Origin of the sequence: Gaetbulibacter sp. PBL-D1 (genome assembly GCF_050509525.1) — a bacterium.
GTDB lineage: Bacteria > Bacteroidota > Bacteroidia > Flavobacteriales > Flavobacteriaceae > Gaetbulibacter_B > Gaetbulibacter_B jejuensis.
In genome coordinates, this window is sequence record NZ_JBNWKB010000008.1 from 171,289 (window position 1) to 186,867 (window position 15,579).

8 protein-coding genes and 1 pseudogene are annotated in these 15,579 nt (G+C 34.2%); 4 read left to right on the top strand and 5 right to left on the bottom strand.

Annotation, left to right across the window (positions count from 1 at the left end; translation table 11 throughout):
* Positions 1-108 precede the first annotated feature (108 nt).
* Positions 109-1,587 (top strand): aminopeptidase P N-terminal domain-containing protein, encoded by a 1,479-nt coding sequence (locus ACQ0RB_RS08965; RefSeq protein ID WP_430497949.1) that lies wholly within the window; start codon positions 109-111, stop codon positions 1,585-1,587.
* On the opposite strand, the gene ACQ0RB_RS08970 is transcribed toward ACQ0RB_RS08965, so the two are convergent.
* The 4 genes from ACQ0RB_RS08970 to thrA all read right to left on the bottom strand — a co-directional run bounded on the left by ACQ0RB_RS08970 (position 1,584) and on the right by thrA (position 6,737).
* Positions 1,584-1,850, bottom strand: a complete 267-nt coding sequence (locus tag ACQ0RB_RS08970) for a DUF202 domain-containing protein (RefSeq protein WP_129761860.1) — start codon at positions 1,848-1,850, stop codon at positions 1,584-1,586. The two genes, ACQ0RB_RS08965 and ACQ0RB_RS08970, sit on opposite strands and share 4 nt — an antisense overlap.
* Before the next feature lie 115 nt (positions 1,851-1,965).
* Positions 1,966-3,255, bottom strand: coding sequence for a threonine synthase (gene thrC / locus ACQ0RB_RS08975; protein ID WP_430497951.1), 1,290 nt, complete (start codon positions 3,253-3,255; stop codon positions 1,966-1,968).
* Between the two features lie 115 nt (positions 3,256-3,370).
* On the bottom strand, positions 3,371-4,294 hold the full coding sequence (locus ACQ0RB_RS08980) for a homoserine kinase (protein WP_430497953.1): 924 nt from the start codon (positions 4,292-4,294) through the stop codon (positions 3,371-3,373).
* A gap of 1 nt (position 4,295) precedes the next feature.
* A complete protein-coding gene (gene thrA / locus ACQ0RB_RS08985) occupies positions 4,296-6,737 on the bottom strand; it encodes a bifunctional aspartate kinase/homoserine dehydrogenase I (RefSeq protein ID WP_430497955.1) in 2,442 nt (813 codons plus the stop codon).
* A 278-nt stretch (positions 6,738-7,015) separates the two neighbouring features.
* Between thrA and ACQ0RB_RS08990 the strand changes: the two are divergent.
* Positions 7,016-8,571, top strand: a pseudogene (locus ACQ0RB_RS08990) (NAD(P)H-hydrate dehydratase).
* 45 nt (positions 8,572-8,616) lie between these two features.
* On the opposite strand, the gene ACQ0RB_RS08995 reads toward ACQ0RB_RS08990, so the two are convergent.
* A complete protein-coding gene (locus ACQ0RB_RS08995; RefSeq protein WP_430497957.1) occupies positions 8,617-9,975 on the bottom strand; it encodes a TlpA family protein disulfide reductase in 1,359 nt (452 codons plus the stop codon).
* A 126-nt stretch (positions 9,976-10,101) separates the two neighbouring features.
* On the opposite strand from ACQ0RB_RS08995, the gene hutH reads away from it, so the two are divergent.
* Together hutH and ACQ0RB_RS09005 are read left to right on the top strand one after the other, a co-directional pair.
* Positions 10,102-11,613: a histidine ammonia-lyase gene (gene hutH / locus ACQ0RB_RS09000; protein ID WP_430497958.1), complete on the top strand. Its 1,512-nt coding sequence runs from the start codon at positions 10,102-10,104 to the stop codon at positions 11,611-11,613.
* Between the two features lie 397 nt (positions 11,614-12,010).
* Positions 12,011-15,579 (top strand): hypothetical protein (locus tag ACQ0RB_RS09005; protein ID WP_430497960.1); only part of this gene is annotated, 3,569 nt, incomplete at its 3' end.

Here is a 15,579-nt window from a genome sequence, read left to right on the forward strand (position 1 = left end):
GCCTTAACACTTAAAAAGTTTTACAAAAAAATGTTAATGTAAAGCAATAATTATATTAGCAATACATTATTATTTATTTTTAATTTTAAAGACTAATTAAACAAACTCATGAGAATTTTATTTTCCGTATGTATAATGTTGTTAACCTTAACTGTAACAGCACAAAAAGGGTTGCCTGAAGATTTTTTAAGTTCAGAATTTCATAAAAATAGAAGAGAAGCTTTACGCACACAAATGCCAGAGAATAGTGTGGCTGTTTTCTTTTCTAATCCTGTTAGAAACAGAGCTAACGATGTAGATTATGTATACCATCAGGATCCTAATTTTTACTACCTCACAGGTTACAAAGAGCCTCATGCAGTTTTGGTGATATTTTCAGAGCATCAAACCAATTCCGAAGGAAAACGCTACAACGAAATACTATATGTTCAAGAGCGTAATGCTAGAGCAGAACAATGGACAGGTTACAGGCTAGGAGTAGAAGGCGCAAAAGAGCAGTTAGGGTTTGAAATGGCTTTTAATGGAAAGGAGTTTTTAGAGTCAGGAATTGATTTTACTAGTTTTGATTCGGTGTTGTATTTCGATTTTAAAGATGACTATAGAGATTCTAAACGAAACACAGCAGATTTGTACAGTTTAATACAGTCGTTTAAACAGCAAATTCATGTGCTAGAAGCTTTTGATATTGATAACAAGAAAGATCAAATCGAAGAGGAGCAAGACACGCAAGTAGTGCAATCTAAAGTAAAAACAGATACACGAACCTTAGGAAGATTAATGGCAGGATTGCGAGAAGTTAAAACTGACGAAGAAATGGTGTTGTTAAAGAAAGCTGTGCGAATTTCGGCAATGGGACAACGTGAGGTTATGAAAGCAATGCATCCTAATATGTCTGAGACTGAAGTACAAGGTGTGCATGAATATGTGTATAAAAAGTATGGTAGCGAGTATGAAGGTTACCCTAGTATTGTTGGTGCTGGTCATAACGGTTGTGTACTACATTATATTGAAAACAATAAGACGAAACTCGGTAATGATTTAGTGCTTATGGATCTTGGTGCAGAGTATCATGGTTATACAGCAGATGTTACCAGAACCATACCTGCAAACGGTAAGTTTTCGAAAGAACAAAAACAAATTTACGATTTAGTATACGAAGCTCAAGAAGCTGGAATTAATGCTACTATAGTAGGAAACTCAACAAGAGATACTGATGCTGCTTCTAGAGAAATAATTAATAAAGGTTTGGTGAAATTAGGTATCGCTAAAAATGAAGCTGATGCTAGACAATATTTTCCGCATGGAACCTCACATCATATTGGACTTGATGTTCATGACACCAATTTAAGAGGTGCTTTTGTACCGAATATGGTGATTACTGTAGAACCAGGTATTTATATTCCCGAAGGTAGTGATTGCGATGAAAAATGGTGGGGAATTGCTGTTCGTATAGAAGATGATATTTTAATTACTGAAAATGGTCCAATCAACTTATCAGCAGAAGCTCCAAGAAAATCTGATGAAATTGAAGCTTTAATGAAAGAAGAAAGTGTATTATCTGGTTTACAATTGCCTAAATTAGATTAAGCTTTGTAAAAGTATTTTTTTAGTTTCCGCTTTACATAAAAGAATCGTAATGCTCCAATGAGTAATAACACAGGAGCAATAATCAACAAGGAATATCCAATAGGAGTAATTTCTTGTAAAATGCTAAGCTTTAATATAGCAACACCAGAGCTCACAAAAACGACAAAAGTTCTAAAATAGGCTAAAAATGTACGTTCATTTGCTAATCTAGTGCGTTCAAGCGCAAGAGTGTCAGTTGTTTTTAGTGCAAGCTGTTCTTTCATGATTTAAAGATAGCACTATTTACTCGATAATCGATGTTTAAATGCGCCAAGGCTTGCTTAGAAATCATAACTGCTTTTCATTCATGCTTCCTGTGCTTGCTGAGACAGTTAACTTTTACAATAAAAACGTCTTTAAATCTCCGTAAGTTGAAATTTCTACTGAACGTTTTTTCTTTTTCATCACTTTTAAGATTTGCTCAGGTAAATCTATATTTTCTTTAATAGTATCTTCTACAACATCTAAAAACTTAGTAGGATGAGCAGTTTCTAAAAACACACAGTGGTCATTTGGGTTGTTTTTTAAATGCGATTTACATGCTAAATATCCAACTGCTCCATGAGGATCTGCAATGTAATTATATTCATTGTATAACTCTTCAATAGCTTTAATAGTTTCTTCATCAGTAAAACTATAACCGCTTAATTGCTTTGTTAAGGTTTCAAAATCGTTATTATGCAATTCCTGAATACGTACAAAATTACTTGGGTCACCAACATCCATAGCGTTGCTTATGGTTTGTACTGAAGGTTTTGGTTCGTACTGTTGCGTTTGTAAATAATTATATACAATGGCATTAGCATTGTTTGCAGCAATAAAATGTTTAACTGGTAAGCCTAAACGTTGTGCCATCATGCCAGCACAAATATTTCCGAAGTTACCACTTGGTACTGAAAACACAATATTGTCATAATTCTTGTGAAGTTGTTTGTAAGCAAACATAAAGTAAAATAACTGCGGTAACCATCGTGCTACATTAATAGAGTTGGCTGACGTGAGTTGCATTTTACTGGTTAAAGTGTCATCTAGAAACGCTCGTTTTACCATAGCTTGACAATCGTCAAACGTACCATGAACTTCTAATGCTTTAATGTTTTTTTTAAGCGTAGTTAATTGTTTTTCTTGTATATCGCTCACTTTTCCGCTAGGATATAAAATCACCACATTTACACCTTCAACACCTAAAAAACCATTAGCTACAGCGCCTCCAGTATCTCCTGATGTTGCTACCAAAACTGTAACTTCGTTGGTGTTATTCTGATTGAAATAACCCAAGCATCTAGCCATAAAACGCGCACCAACGTCTTTAAAAGCCATTGTTGGACCATGAAATAATTCTAAAGTTGAAATAGAATCGGTTATTTTTTCAACAGGAAAATCAAACGACAATGTGTCTTCTATAATGTCTTTTAAAACTGCTTCAGGGATATCAGGAGTCACAAACTGTTTGATGGCTTCAAAGGCAATTTCAGAATATGAAAGCGAATCAATAGACTTAAAAAAAGTGTCTGGTAAAGGAGTGATGCTCTCTGGAAAGTATAAGCCTTTGTCTGGAGCCAACCCTTTAATTACTGCATCCTTAAAAGTAGTATTTGGTGCTTTTTTATTTAGTGAAAAGTAGTTCATAGATATGTTAGAAGTTTGAAGACCGAAGTCTGAAGTTATCTGTTTGTTTTTTTAATTTAAATTTCTCTAGTTTTTTCATTGCTAACCTTACTTTTAGTCATCTGTCGTCCGTCTTCTAGCTAATAACACTTATTCCGTTAGGATTAATTTTTGAAACGTAAACTTTAAAATCTATTGTTGTGTTTTTATACACTTTTTGAAAGGCTTCGGCAACTTGGTTTGCTGTTGTTTCTCCTTTGCTTAAAGCAAATATTGAAGGACCAGAACCAGAAATACCAACACCTAATGCACCAGATTGCATTGCAGTAGTTTTAGCAACATCAAACTGTGGAATAAGCTGTTTTCTGTGTGGTTCTACAATAACATCTTGCAATGAACGACTGATTAAATCATAGTCTGAAGTATGCAGTCCATGAACCAAACTACCAACATTTGCCCATTGTGTAATTCCGTCTTTAAATTGAATGTGTTTAGGTAAAATAGCCCTTGCTTCAGAAGTTTTTACTTCAATTTGAGGATGCACAATGGTCGCATATAAATCAGTAGGAGTTGGGAGTTCTAAAATTTCTAGAGGCTCTAAACTTTTTACCAAAGTAAATCCGCCAAAAATACCTGGAGCAATATTATCAGCATGTTCATTGCCACTAGCTACAGCTTCACCTTTCATGGCAAATGCTGTTAATTGCGTTTTATTGAAAGGTTTTCCTAGTAATTCATTTATAGCATACACAACTCCAGAAGCACTTGCTGAACTGCTACCAACACCACTTCCGGGTTTGATATTTTTGTAAATTTCAACATCGAAACCAAAGTTTACATTGGCTGCTTCTAAAATGGCTAAACCAGCAACACCAGCAACATTTTTTTTGGTCTCTAGCGGTAAGTCATAACCTTCAATTTTACTAATGGTTATCCCTTTGGTACTTGTCTTTTTAATTACCATTTCATCACCAACACTGTCGAGGCAAAACCCAAGAACATCAAATCCGCAAGACACGTTAGCAACAGTTGCTGGTGAAAATATCTTTATTGAATCCATATTAGTCATTTCCGATTCTTATAATATCAGCAAATAAACCAGAGGCAGTTACATCTGCTCCAGCTCCAGCTCCTTTGATAATCATTGGTTGCTCTTTGTATCGTTGGGTGTAAAACATCACAATATTATCTTTTCCTTCTAGGTTGTAAAATGGATGACCTTGCGGAATTTCCTTTAAGCCAACTTTGGCTTTGCCTTCATTAAATTCGGCTACATATTTCAATTTCGAACCTTTTTCATCGGCTTGTGCAAATAGCTTTTGAAAATGTGCTTCGTCATCAATTAAAGTCTTATAAAAGTCATCAACAGAATCGCTTTCTAAATTGGCTTTAGTTAAAAAAGAATCGTTTGTAATGTCTTCCAACTCCATAACCGTTCCACTTTCTCTGGCTAAAATCAATATTTTTCTAGCAACATCAACACCACTTAAGTCAATTCTAGGATCAGGTTCGGTATAACCTTCAGCTTGTGCTTGTTTTACCACATCATGAAACTTGGTTGTATCATTAAAATTATTAAAAACGAAGTTTAAACTTCCCGATAATACTGCTTGAATAGATGTGACTTTATCACCAGAAGCGATAAGATTATTGAGTGTGTCAATAACTGGTAAACCTGCACCAACATTAGTTTCAAATAAAAATGGTGCGTTGTATTTTCTTGATAAATATTTAAGCTGATTGTATTTGTCAAAAGTATCTGAACAGGCAATTTTATTACAAGCTACAACAGCAATACTTTCTTTTAAATAGTTAGCGTATAAATTTGCAACGTCTTTGTTTGCAGTAACATCTACAAAAATGCTGTTGCGCAAATTTAATGCTTTTGCAGTTTTGAAAAAGCCTTCTAAAGAGGCTGTTTCGCCAGTGTTTAAAACCGCTTTCCAGTTTTTAAGGGAAATACCATCTTCGTCAAAAACCATTTGTCTAGAGTTTGATAATCCAATAACTCTTAAATTGATTTTCAAATTGTCTTTAAGGTATTTTTTCTGTTGTTTGATTTGCTCTACCAAACGTTCTCCAACATTACCAACTCCTGTAATAAATACATTAAGCTGTTTGGTTTTCACTTCAAAGAACACTTCGTGTAATGTATTCAGAGCTTTTTTAACATCATGCTCAGAAATTACTGCAGAGATGTTTTTTTCTGAAGCACCTTGCGCTATCGCTCTAACATTGATGTTGTTTTTGCCCAAAGTACTGAACATTTTGCCACTAATACCTTGATGACTTTTCATATTATCACCAATAAGCGCAACTATAGAAAGGTCAGTTTCAATAACAATAGGGTTGATTTTATGTTGGGTGATTTCGTACTCAAAAGCTTGGTCAATCTTTTCTTTAGCTTGATTAGCATCGGCTTTATTTACACCAAAACAAATAGAATGTTCTGATGACGCTTGCGTAATAAAAACCACATTTATTTTATGATTAGCCAACACTTCAAACAAACGTTTTGAAAACCCAGGAATACCTACCATTCCGCTGCCTTCAAGTGTTAATAATGAGATGTCGTTAATATTACTAATTCCTCTAACAGTAAGATTATTAGTTTGTTCATGGGCAATGTATGTGCCATCAGCATCAGGTTCCATTGTATTTTTAATCACTATTGGGATGTTTTTATCCAATACTGGTTGAACAGTTGGTGGATAAAGTACTTTTGCACCAAAATGGGAAAGCTCCATAGCCTCTTGGTACGACAGCTTTTTGATAGGGTAGGTTTGCTTTACAAGTTTAGGGTTTGCAGTATACATACCACTTACATCTGTCCATATCTCTAGTTTATCTACTTCTAAAGCTGAAGCTACCAAAGCAGCAGTAAAATCGGAGCCTCCACGACCCAAGGTTGTGATTTCGCCTTGTTGAGATTTCGATACAAAACCAGGAAGTATTGTTACACTTTGTGTGGCATTACTAAAATACTCTTGAATATTCTTATAAGTTGTTTGATAATTGACTTCGGCTTTAGTGAAGTTATCGTTAGTTATAATCAACTCTTGTGTGTTTTTTCTAACAACATCAATACCTTTTGATTTCATGGTTTCAGTGATGATGTAAGATGACAATAATTCTCCAAAACTTACTAGTTTATCAGACGTTTTTGGTGACAACTCATTTATCAAATAAATACCATCTAGTAAGCTTTTTAGGTTGTCTAATTTAGTGTTTAGTTTATCTGAAACCGCTTTGTCAACATTTGGAATTAATCTAGATAATATATTTAAATGAATATCTTTAATAGTTTTATATTCAGATAAATAACTTTCATCTTTTGTTTGAGCTAAGTGACCAGCTTTTAGTAATTTATCAGTTATTCCACCAACAGCAGATACAACACAAACTACAGGTTGACTTTTTTTATAGTCTTCTAATATTTGAATAACATTTGTTATATTTTCAACAGAACCTACAGAAGTTCCTCCAAATTTTAATACGTGCATTTTATAATGACTTTAGTAAAAATAATATTGTTTATTTGTTGTGTTTAAAAAAACACATTGGACCGGAGAGAATATATTAATAGCAACCCAAACGGGTTGTAATAATAGATGTGAATACAAAAGTGCCAGCAACAAAAATTGCTGATGATATAAAGTTGGTATTTAATACTGTCTTAGTGTTCATATACCTTTCAAATGTATTATTTTTACTCTAATAAAAAAACTAATTAATTCTTTTTACGGAATTAACAAAAAACATAAAGACTTTTTAACAAATAATGAAAATATTATCCAAAGAACAGATATACGAAGGAGATAAACTAACAGCACAACGTCAAAACATATCCTCAACCGAGTTGATGGAGCGTGCTGGAACCCAAATTTTTAACTGGATACACATGCGTATGCAAGGAGCTCCGTTCCTATTCATGTATTTTGCGGTATAGGGAATAATGGTGGAGATGGTTTGGTATTGGCAAGACATTTAATAAATCATGGTTACAATGTTTATACTTATGTTGTAAACTATAGTGATAAGCGTTCAAAAGACTTTTTGATTAACTATGATAGAATAAAACAAACCACAAAAGAGTGGCCTACATTATTAACTTCTGAAAAAGATTTTCCATCAATAACTCCAGAAGCTATTATAGTTGATGCTGTTTTTGGTATTGGTTTAAACAGACCAATTGATGACTGGGTTAAACACTTGTTTCAGCATTTTAGAGCGTCAAAAGCGTTTACCTTGTCTATAGACATTCCGTCAGGGTTACTTACAGATAAAGTCCCTGAAAATGAAAATGATGTGGTTTGGGCTGGTTTTACCTTGAGTTTTCAAACACCAAAACTGGTTTTCTTCTTACCACAAACTTCAAAATATACAGTACAATGGGAAGTATTAGATATAGGTATTGATTTAGAATACATTTATAATTTAAATACAGAAACTGAACTTATAGGTAAACAAGAAGTTTTACCACTTTATCAACCTAGAGAAAAATTTTCTCATAAGGGAAGTTTTGGTCATGCTTTGATTATTGGTGGAAGTTATGGAAAAATTGGAGCTGTAACTTTGTCAAGTAGAGCTGCCTTGTCTTCTGGTGTTGGTTTAGTAACTGCTTTTGTACCTAAATGTGGTTATGTGCCATTACAGTCTTCATTTCCTGAAGCTATGGTGATTACTGATAAAGAGGAAGAATGTATTTCTGATATCTCTTTTGAAATTGAGCCAACAGCTATTGGAATAGGAGTAGGCATAGGAGCACATGATAAAACTGTTACTGCTTTTGAGGCATTTTTAAAAGCAAATACAAAACCTTTGGTTATTGATGCTGATGGATTAAACATACTTTCAAAGAAGAAAGCTTTATTGAAATTACTGCCAGAGCAAACCGTTTTAACACCACACCCAAAAGAATTAGAAAGACTTGTAGGAACTTGGAAAGACGATTTTGACAAACTAGAAAAAACCAAAGCATTCTCTAAAAAGTACAACGTAATTGTAATCATAAAAGGAGCAAATACAATAACCGTTTTTCAGGATAAATACTACGTAAATACTACTGGAAATCCTGGGTTAGCTACAGCAGGAACAGGAGATGTGCTTACAGGAGTTATAACAGGATTAATAACTCAAGGGTATCAACCGTTAGTTGCTTCTATTTTTGGAGTGTATTTACATGGTAAATCTGCTGATATTATTCTGCAGGATTATGGCTATCAAAGTTTAATTGCAAGTCATGTTATTGAAGGTTTAGGTGAAGCTTATATTGATTTGTTTAAGCAGCCTGAACAACCACAACAAGCTGAAAATGAAGAAGACCAAAATGCATAAAAAAAGCCACTGTATCAGTGGCTTTTTCATTTTATACAATAAGTATTAAATACTTAATTCTTTAAATAACTCAACTAGTTTAGGACTAGATGGTCTTGGAGCATCTGCACTTACAATGTTGCCATCAGGATCAACTAGAATAAATCTTGGAATTCCTTCAATAGCATAATCTTGTACGAATTGAGATTTCCAATCGTTATCTGCAAATAACTGAATACCGCCTAACTCTTTTTCTTTAACCATTTCAACCCAAGCATCATGGTCTTTTGCAACGTCAATTGATGTACTTACAAATTCAATATTTTTACCATGAAATTGTGCTTCAACTTCTTTTAAGAAAGGAATTTCGCGTTTGCAAGGTCCACACCATGTAGCCCAAACGTCAATGTATACATACTTTCCTTTTAAGTCAGATAAAGATGTCGTGCCTCCTTTATGGTTTTCATATTTAGTAAATTCTGGAGAAGGGTTTCCTTTTGCTAATAGCTTAACTTTGTTGTACTTTTCTGTAAGCTTGTCTTTAAATTCTTGGTCATCAGATAATGAAGAAACTCCATTGTAGTAAGCTTCAAGATTTTCGTTACCAGGAGAAACTTCATAAGCTAACATTTTAGCAAGGTCTTTTTTAATTGAAGGTGCGTTTAAAGCGCTTAGCTCTTTAAACGTAGCTTCAATATTTTCACCACTATTTAATTTAGTGCTATAGTGGTTTTGAACCATAGCTTTGTATGCTGCTATGTTGTTATAATCTTCTTCATTAGTAAAGTCTATACCTTCTAATGGTTTCATAAAGTCGTCAGAAGCTTTGAAACCTTCTTTCTTAGCAAAATACTCGTGGTATGTTGGATATCTTTGTATGTTAGATAAATGATCGTACTTCAGGTTTTTAGTTTCCATAGCAACAAAATCTTCATCTAACACTCCAGAGTTTTTAAGTAATTCAGTTTTAGAAGTATTGAACTCATTGATTTTGTTTAAAAATTCTTCTTCTTCTAAAGCATATAATTCTGGTGTTCCTATTTCGCCTGATAGTTTTTCGTCATGTAATGATTTACTTGCTAAGTAGTTATTGACTTCGGCACCAACACCTGTATAGGCTATCGTTTCATCAAATTCTTTAGTGTTTAGTGTTAGATTTAAATCATAACCAGGAGCTAAATAAACGTTAGAGATTTCTTTACCATCATTAAACATATATACACCTGTATCTACACGTAATGTGTCGGCAAAAGTTCCATCTTCAGCAACGGTAATAGTTTTAGTGAAATCTCCACTACGCACAATTAGTTTGTCGCTATTCTTGTTTTCAATTTTTCCAGAAAACAGTGCATAGTCAACTTTAGGTTCTTCATTACAAGCCATAAGCAAAGTAACAGAACTTAATAAAATTAGTGTTTTTTTCATGGGAGTTTGTTTTAGTTTACTCAAAAATAACAGAATATAGCTACAATTCATGATATTTTATTAATTATTAACATTAGTTGCATAATATTTAAGGAATGTTGAATTTTGAGGCACTAAAATTTCATTATGGACTCCATTCATTATATATCTTCTGATATTTTACAATTATCAGATATTAATGATATAATACAATTACATAAAAAGATTGAACTCTCTAAAGAAGCAATCGATAAAATTTCTAAATGCAGAACCTACTTAAATGATAGAATGTCTTTACAAGACGAACCTATTTATGGTATTAATACAGGATTTGGTTCTCTATATAATGTAAAAATTTCTAAAGATAAGTTAACGCAGTTACAAGAAAACCTTGTGATGTCTCATGCTTGTGGTATTGGAGAACAAGTACCAAATGAAGTTGTAAAACTTATGCTCTTTTTGAAAATTCAATCTTTAAGTTACGGTTTTAGTGGTGTGCAATTGGAAACTGTAAACCGATTGGTAGACTTTTATAATAATGATATTTTACCAATAGTATATACTCAAGGCTCGTTAGGAGCTTCGGGCGATTTAGCACCTTTAGCACATTTGGCATTGCCTTTACTTGGAAAAGGTGAGGTTTATTATAAAGGTAGCAGAGTAGCTTCTGAAAAAGTGCTTTCAGATTTTAATTGGAAACCAATTCAATTACAGTCAAAAGAAGGTTTAGCGCTTTTAAATGGTACACAATTTATGAGTGCTTATGGAATACATGTCCTTATTAAATCTTATAAAATTTCATATTTAGCCGATTTAATTGGTAGTATCTCAATTGACGCTTTTGATGGTAGAATAGAGCCATTTAGCGAATTGGTTCATTTAATAAGACCTCATAATGGACAGTTAAAAACTGCTGAGAGAGTTAGAGAATTTCTTGAGGATAGTGAACTGATAAAACAAAAGAAGCAACATGTACAAGATCCATATTCATTTAGGTGCATACCGCAAGTTCATGGTGCAACTAAAGATGCATTGGAGTACGTGCATAAAGTATTTAAGACTGAAATAAACTCAGTAACAGATAACCCAAATATTTTTATTGGTGAAGATCAAATTATATCAGGAGGAAATTTTCATGGTCAACCACTAGCATTAGCTTTTGATAACCTAAAAATAGCAATGTCAGAGTTAGGAAATATCTCAGAGCGAAGAACATTTCAACTTGTATCTGGTTTAAGAGGTTTACCAACATTTTTAGTTGACAATCCTGGATTAAATTCTGGTTTTATGATTCCACAATATACAGCAGCTAGTATTGTTAGTGCAAACAAGCAATTAGCAACACCAGCTAGTATTGATAGTATAGTTTCTAGTAATGGTCAAGAAGATCATGTAAGTATGGGAGCTAATGCAGCAACTCAAGCATATAGACTAGTTGATAACGTTGAAAGGATTTTGGCAATTGAACTTTTCAACGCTTCACAAGCACTGTTTTTTAGAAAACCTAAAAAATCATCTAGCTTAATTGAGGCATTCCTAAAAGCCTATAGAAAGGAAGTGGATTTTGTTGATCATGATCAAATTTTTCATGAAATGATAAAAAAGTCTGTGCATTTTATCGATGATTTTTGCATTGAAAATGAACTGCTTTTCGATTAACTGCAAAAAAGAAATGTTTAACTGTTTATTTGTTAAAAAAAAACAAATTTTATTTGTGAGTCACTATTATAAAATATACTTTTGAAAGTAAATAGATGGTATTTCATATCGTTTATTTAGCGTAATAAAAGCCCTTTTTACAAGAAAATTTTTACGCATCTTACCTAAAATTGTTTAATAGCAGAACAATTGATTATTAGCACATTTATTGATTTTTTGAATGTTTACATTCAAGGAAAAGTTACTCTGTATTTCATTTATGCAATACTGAATAGCTTAATCATTTAGGTCCCAAACCTAACATTTTAAGTATTAACCTCCATCTATGTTATGTTGGCAATTTTGCCAAGAAATAAATGTATAGATAATTTTAATTTTAATACCAAATGTTATGTTTATGAGCAATTTTACCCGTAGTAGAGGTTCAGCTATAAAATGGCGACCTACTACAAATTTATGGTGTTGTAGCATTGACTTTTTTACTAGGCATTTTAAGAGCATGAAGGCTTTGGCTTTTATCATGCTTTTTGTGTTTAGTTCAGGCTCAATGTTAGGGCAATCTAACGAACTAATGGAGCGAAGTACATACTTAAATAGATGTATGGATGAAGCTCCTGTAGGACCAACCGCTGCAGAAGTAGGTGGAATGTACGTCGAAATATGTGACGGAATTACGCCAACTGTAACTAAATCTTCAGCTTGGGTTCAACCGTCAACAGACTGTGATTGGGAAATCATCCACACTTATGATATTGTTTGTGGAGATTTTGAAGAGCAGTTTAAAATTCACTACACAGGAGGAGATCAAACAGCTCCAACTTTAAATGAAGATGCTGTTATTCCTTCAGGTGGATCAGACTTAAACGTTTGTTTTGACGAAATTCCAGAAGGACCATCTGAGTCAGATATTAGAGATCTTTTTTCTGATAACTGTGGAGATGTAATTGTTGTAAAGTCTGGAGAGCCAACAGGTAGTGATTGTGCTTGGAGTGTAACTTATAAGTACGAAATCACTGATGAATGTGGAAATACTGCTAGCCCTATTGATATTTCATATAGTGGAGGCGACACAGAAGACCCTGTGTTAGTTGGAGTTCCTGAAGATGAAACTGTAAGTTGTATTGATGAAATTCCGGATGCTCCACAAGTAACTGCTACAGATAATTGTGCAGACAACTTGGTAGTAACATTAGAGGAAGACGATTCAAACCTTGGAACTTTTTGTGATGGTGGAACATTAGTTAGAACTTGGACTGTAACAGATGAGTGTGATCATACTGTAAGTATGTCTCAAACAATAACTGTTGAGCCAACACCTGAAACATATTTCTTAAACACTCCTGATAACATAAGTATAAGTTGTGATGAGGCTGGTAGTTACCAACCTTCAAGTTTAGCTTATACAAATGGTGTTGACTCAGGAGCTTGTGCTATAAATGGTGAAGTTGCAGGAGAATTAAGTGGAAACTATACAGAGTGTGGTGGATACCTTAAAGTAACTTGGTCATATACAGATGAATGTGAAAGAGAGATTACCTATGTTCAAGATATCACTGTTGAGCCTGCACCAATGGCAGCTTTTGAGTCAGTATCAGATGAAGAAATTACTTGTGATGAAGCGGCATCTTATGAAGCAGGATACTTAGCTTATACTAATGATGCTGAGACTGAAGCATGCTTAATTGCAGGTGAAGTTGCAGGAGAATTAAGTGGAAGCTATACAGAATGTGGTGGAGAGCTAATGGTAACTTGGACGTTTATGGACGATTGCCAAAGAGAAATTACAGCTACAAAAACAATAACAGTATTACCAGCACCAGTTGCAGAATTTGCACCAGTAGAGGACGAAGAAATCACTTGTGATGAAGCAGCAACTTATTCAGCTGGATTCCTAACATATAACAATGGAGCAGAAACAGACGCTTGCTACATTTCAGGAAAAGTAAAAGGATCATTAAGTGGAAGCTACACAGAATGTGGTGGAGAGTTAATAGCAACTTGGACATATACTGATGATTGTAATCGTCAAATCACAGCTAGTAAAACAATAACTGTATTACCAGCACCAGTTGCAGAATTTGCACCAGTAGAAGATGAAGTAATTTCTTGTGATGAAGCAGGATCATACTCAGCAGGATTCTTAACCTATAATAATGGAGCAGAAACAAAGTCATGCTACATTTCAGGAAAAGTAGAAGGAGTAATTACAGGAAGCTACACTGAGTGTGGAGGAGAGTTAGAAGTAACTTGGACATATGTTGATGACTGTCAAAGAGAGATAACAACAAGTAAAACAGTAACAGTTGAGCCAGCACCAATGGCATCTTTCGAGTCAGTAACAGATGAAGAAATCACTTGTGATGAAGCTGCAACTTATACAGCTGGGTATTTATCATACAACAACAATGCAGAAACTAAAGCTTGTTCTATTTCAGGAGAAGTAGAAGGTGAGTTAAGTGGAAGCTATTCAGAATGTGGTGGAGAGTTACAAGTAACTTGGACATATGTTGACGATTGTCAAAGAGAAATTACAGCTACTAAAACAGTAACTGTATTACCAGCACCAGCAGCAGAGTTTGCACCAGTAGAAGATGAAGAGATTACATGTGATGAAGCAGCATCTTATGTTGCAGGCTACTTATCATATAGTAATAATGCTGAGACTGATGCTTGTTTAATAGAAGGAGAAGTTGAAGGGGAAATCTCTGGTGAATACTCTGAGTGTGGAGGAACATTAACAGTAACATGGTTCTACAAAGATGATTGTGAGCGTGAAATTACAGCTAGTAAAACAGTAACTGTATTACCAGCTCCTGTTGCAGAATTTGATTCAGTTGAGGTTATTGTAATTGATTGTGATGAAGCTGCATCTTATGAGGCAGGTTACTTAGCATATAGTAATGGAGCTGGAACTGATGCTTGTTTAATAGCAGGCGAAGTTGAAGGAGAAATTACTGGAAGTTACACTGAATGTGGAGGACTTTTATTTGCTAATTGGACTTTTACTGATGAGTGTGAGAGAACTATAACTCAAACTCAACAAATTAAAGTAAATCCAGCACCAGCTGCAGAGTTTGCTCCAGTAGAAAATGAAGAGATTACATGTGATGAAGCTGCATCTTATGTTGCAGGCTACTTATCATATAGTAATAATGCTGAGACTGAGTCTTGTTTAATTGAAGGACAAGTAGAAGGAGAATTAAGTGGAAGCTATACTGAATGTGGAGGAGAGTTATTGGTAACTTGGACATTTATGGATGATTGTCAAAGAGAGATTACGGCTACAAAAATAGTAACTGTATTACCTGCACCTAAAGCTGAATTTGTAAATGTTCCTCAAAACATTACTATTACTTGTGATCAGGCTGCTGTTTATCAATCGGCTAACTTAGAGTACACAAATAATGCTGAGACTGACGCTTGTTTAATAGCAGGTGAAGTAGAAGGAGAAATTACAGGAAGCTATACAGAATGTGGTGGAGAGTTTGTGGTAACTTGGACGTTTATTGACGATTGCCAAAGAGAAATTACAGCTACAAAAATTGTTACTATTTCTCCAGCACCAGTTGCAGAATTTGCACCAGTAGAAGATGAAGAAATCACTTGTGATGAAGCAGCAACTTATACAGCTGGATTCTTAACCTATAATAATGGAGCAGAAACAGACGCTTGCTACATTTCAGGAAAAGTAAAAGGAGTAATTACAGGAAGCTACACAGAATGTGGTGGAGAGTTAATAGCAACTTGGACATATACTGATGATTGTAATCGTCAAATCACAGCTAGTAAAACAATAACTGTATTACCAGCACCAGTTGCAGAATTTGCACCAGTAGAAGATGAAGTAATTTCTTGTGATGAAGCAGGATCATACTCAGCAGGATTCTTAACCTATAATAATGGAGCAGAAACAAAGTCATGCTACATTTCAGGAAAAGTAGAAGGAGTAATTACAGGAAGCTACAC

Bases quoted from the DNA above. Each gene is read 5' to 3' on its own strand.
- ACQ0RB_RS08965 (WP_430497949.1), top strand. From the start codon at position 109: ATGAGAATTTTATTTTCCGTATGTATAATGTTGTTAACCTTAACTGTA.
- ACQ0RB_RS08970 (WP_129761860.1), bottom strand. From the start codon at position 1,850: ATGAAAGAACAGCTTGCACTAAAAACAACTGACACTCTTGCGCTTGAA.
- thrC (WP_430497951.1), bottom strand. From the start codon at position 3,255: ATGAACTACTTTTCACTAAATAAAAAAGCACCAAATACTACTTTTAAG.
- ACQ0RB_RS08980 (WP_430497953.1), bottom strand. From the start codon at position 4,294: ATGGATTCAATAAAGATATTTTCACCAGCAACTGTTGCTAACGTGTCT.
- thrA (WP_430497955.1), bottom strand. From the start codon at position 6,737: ATGCACGTATTAAAATTTGGAGGAACTTCTGTAGGTTCTGTTGAAAAT.
- ACQ0RB_RS08995 (WP_430497957.1), bottom strand. From the start codon at position 9,975: ATGAAAAAAACACTAATTTTATTAAGTTCTGTTACTTTGCTTATGGCT.
- hutH (WP_430497958.1), top strand. From the start codon at position 10,102: ATGGACTCCATTCATTATATATCTTCTGATATTTTACAATTATCAGAT.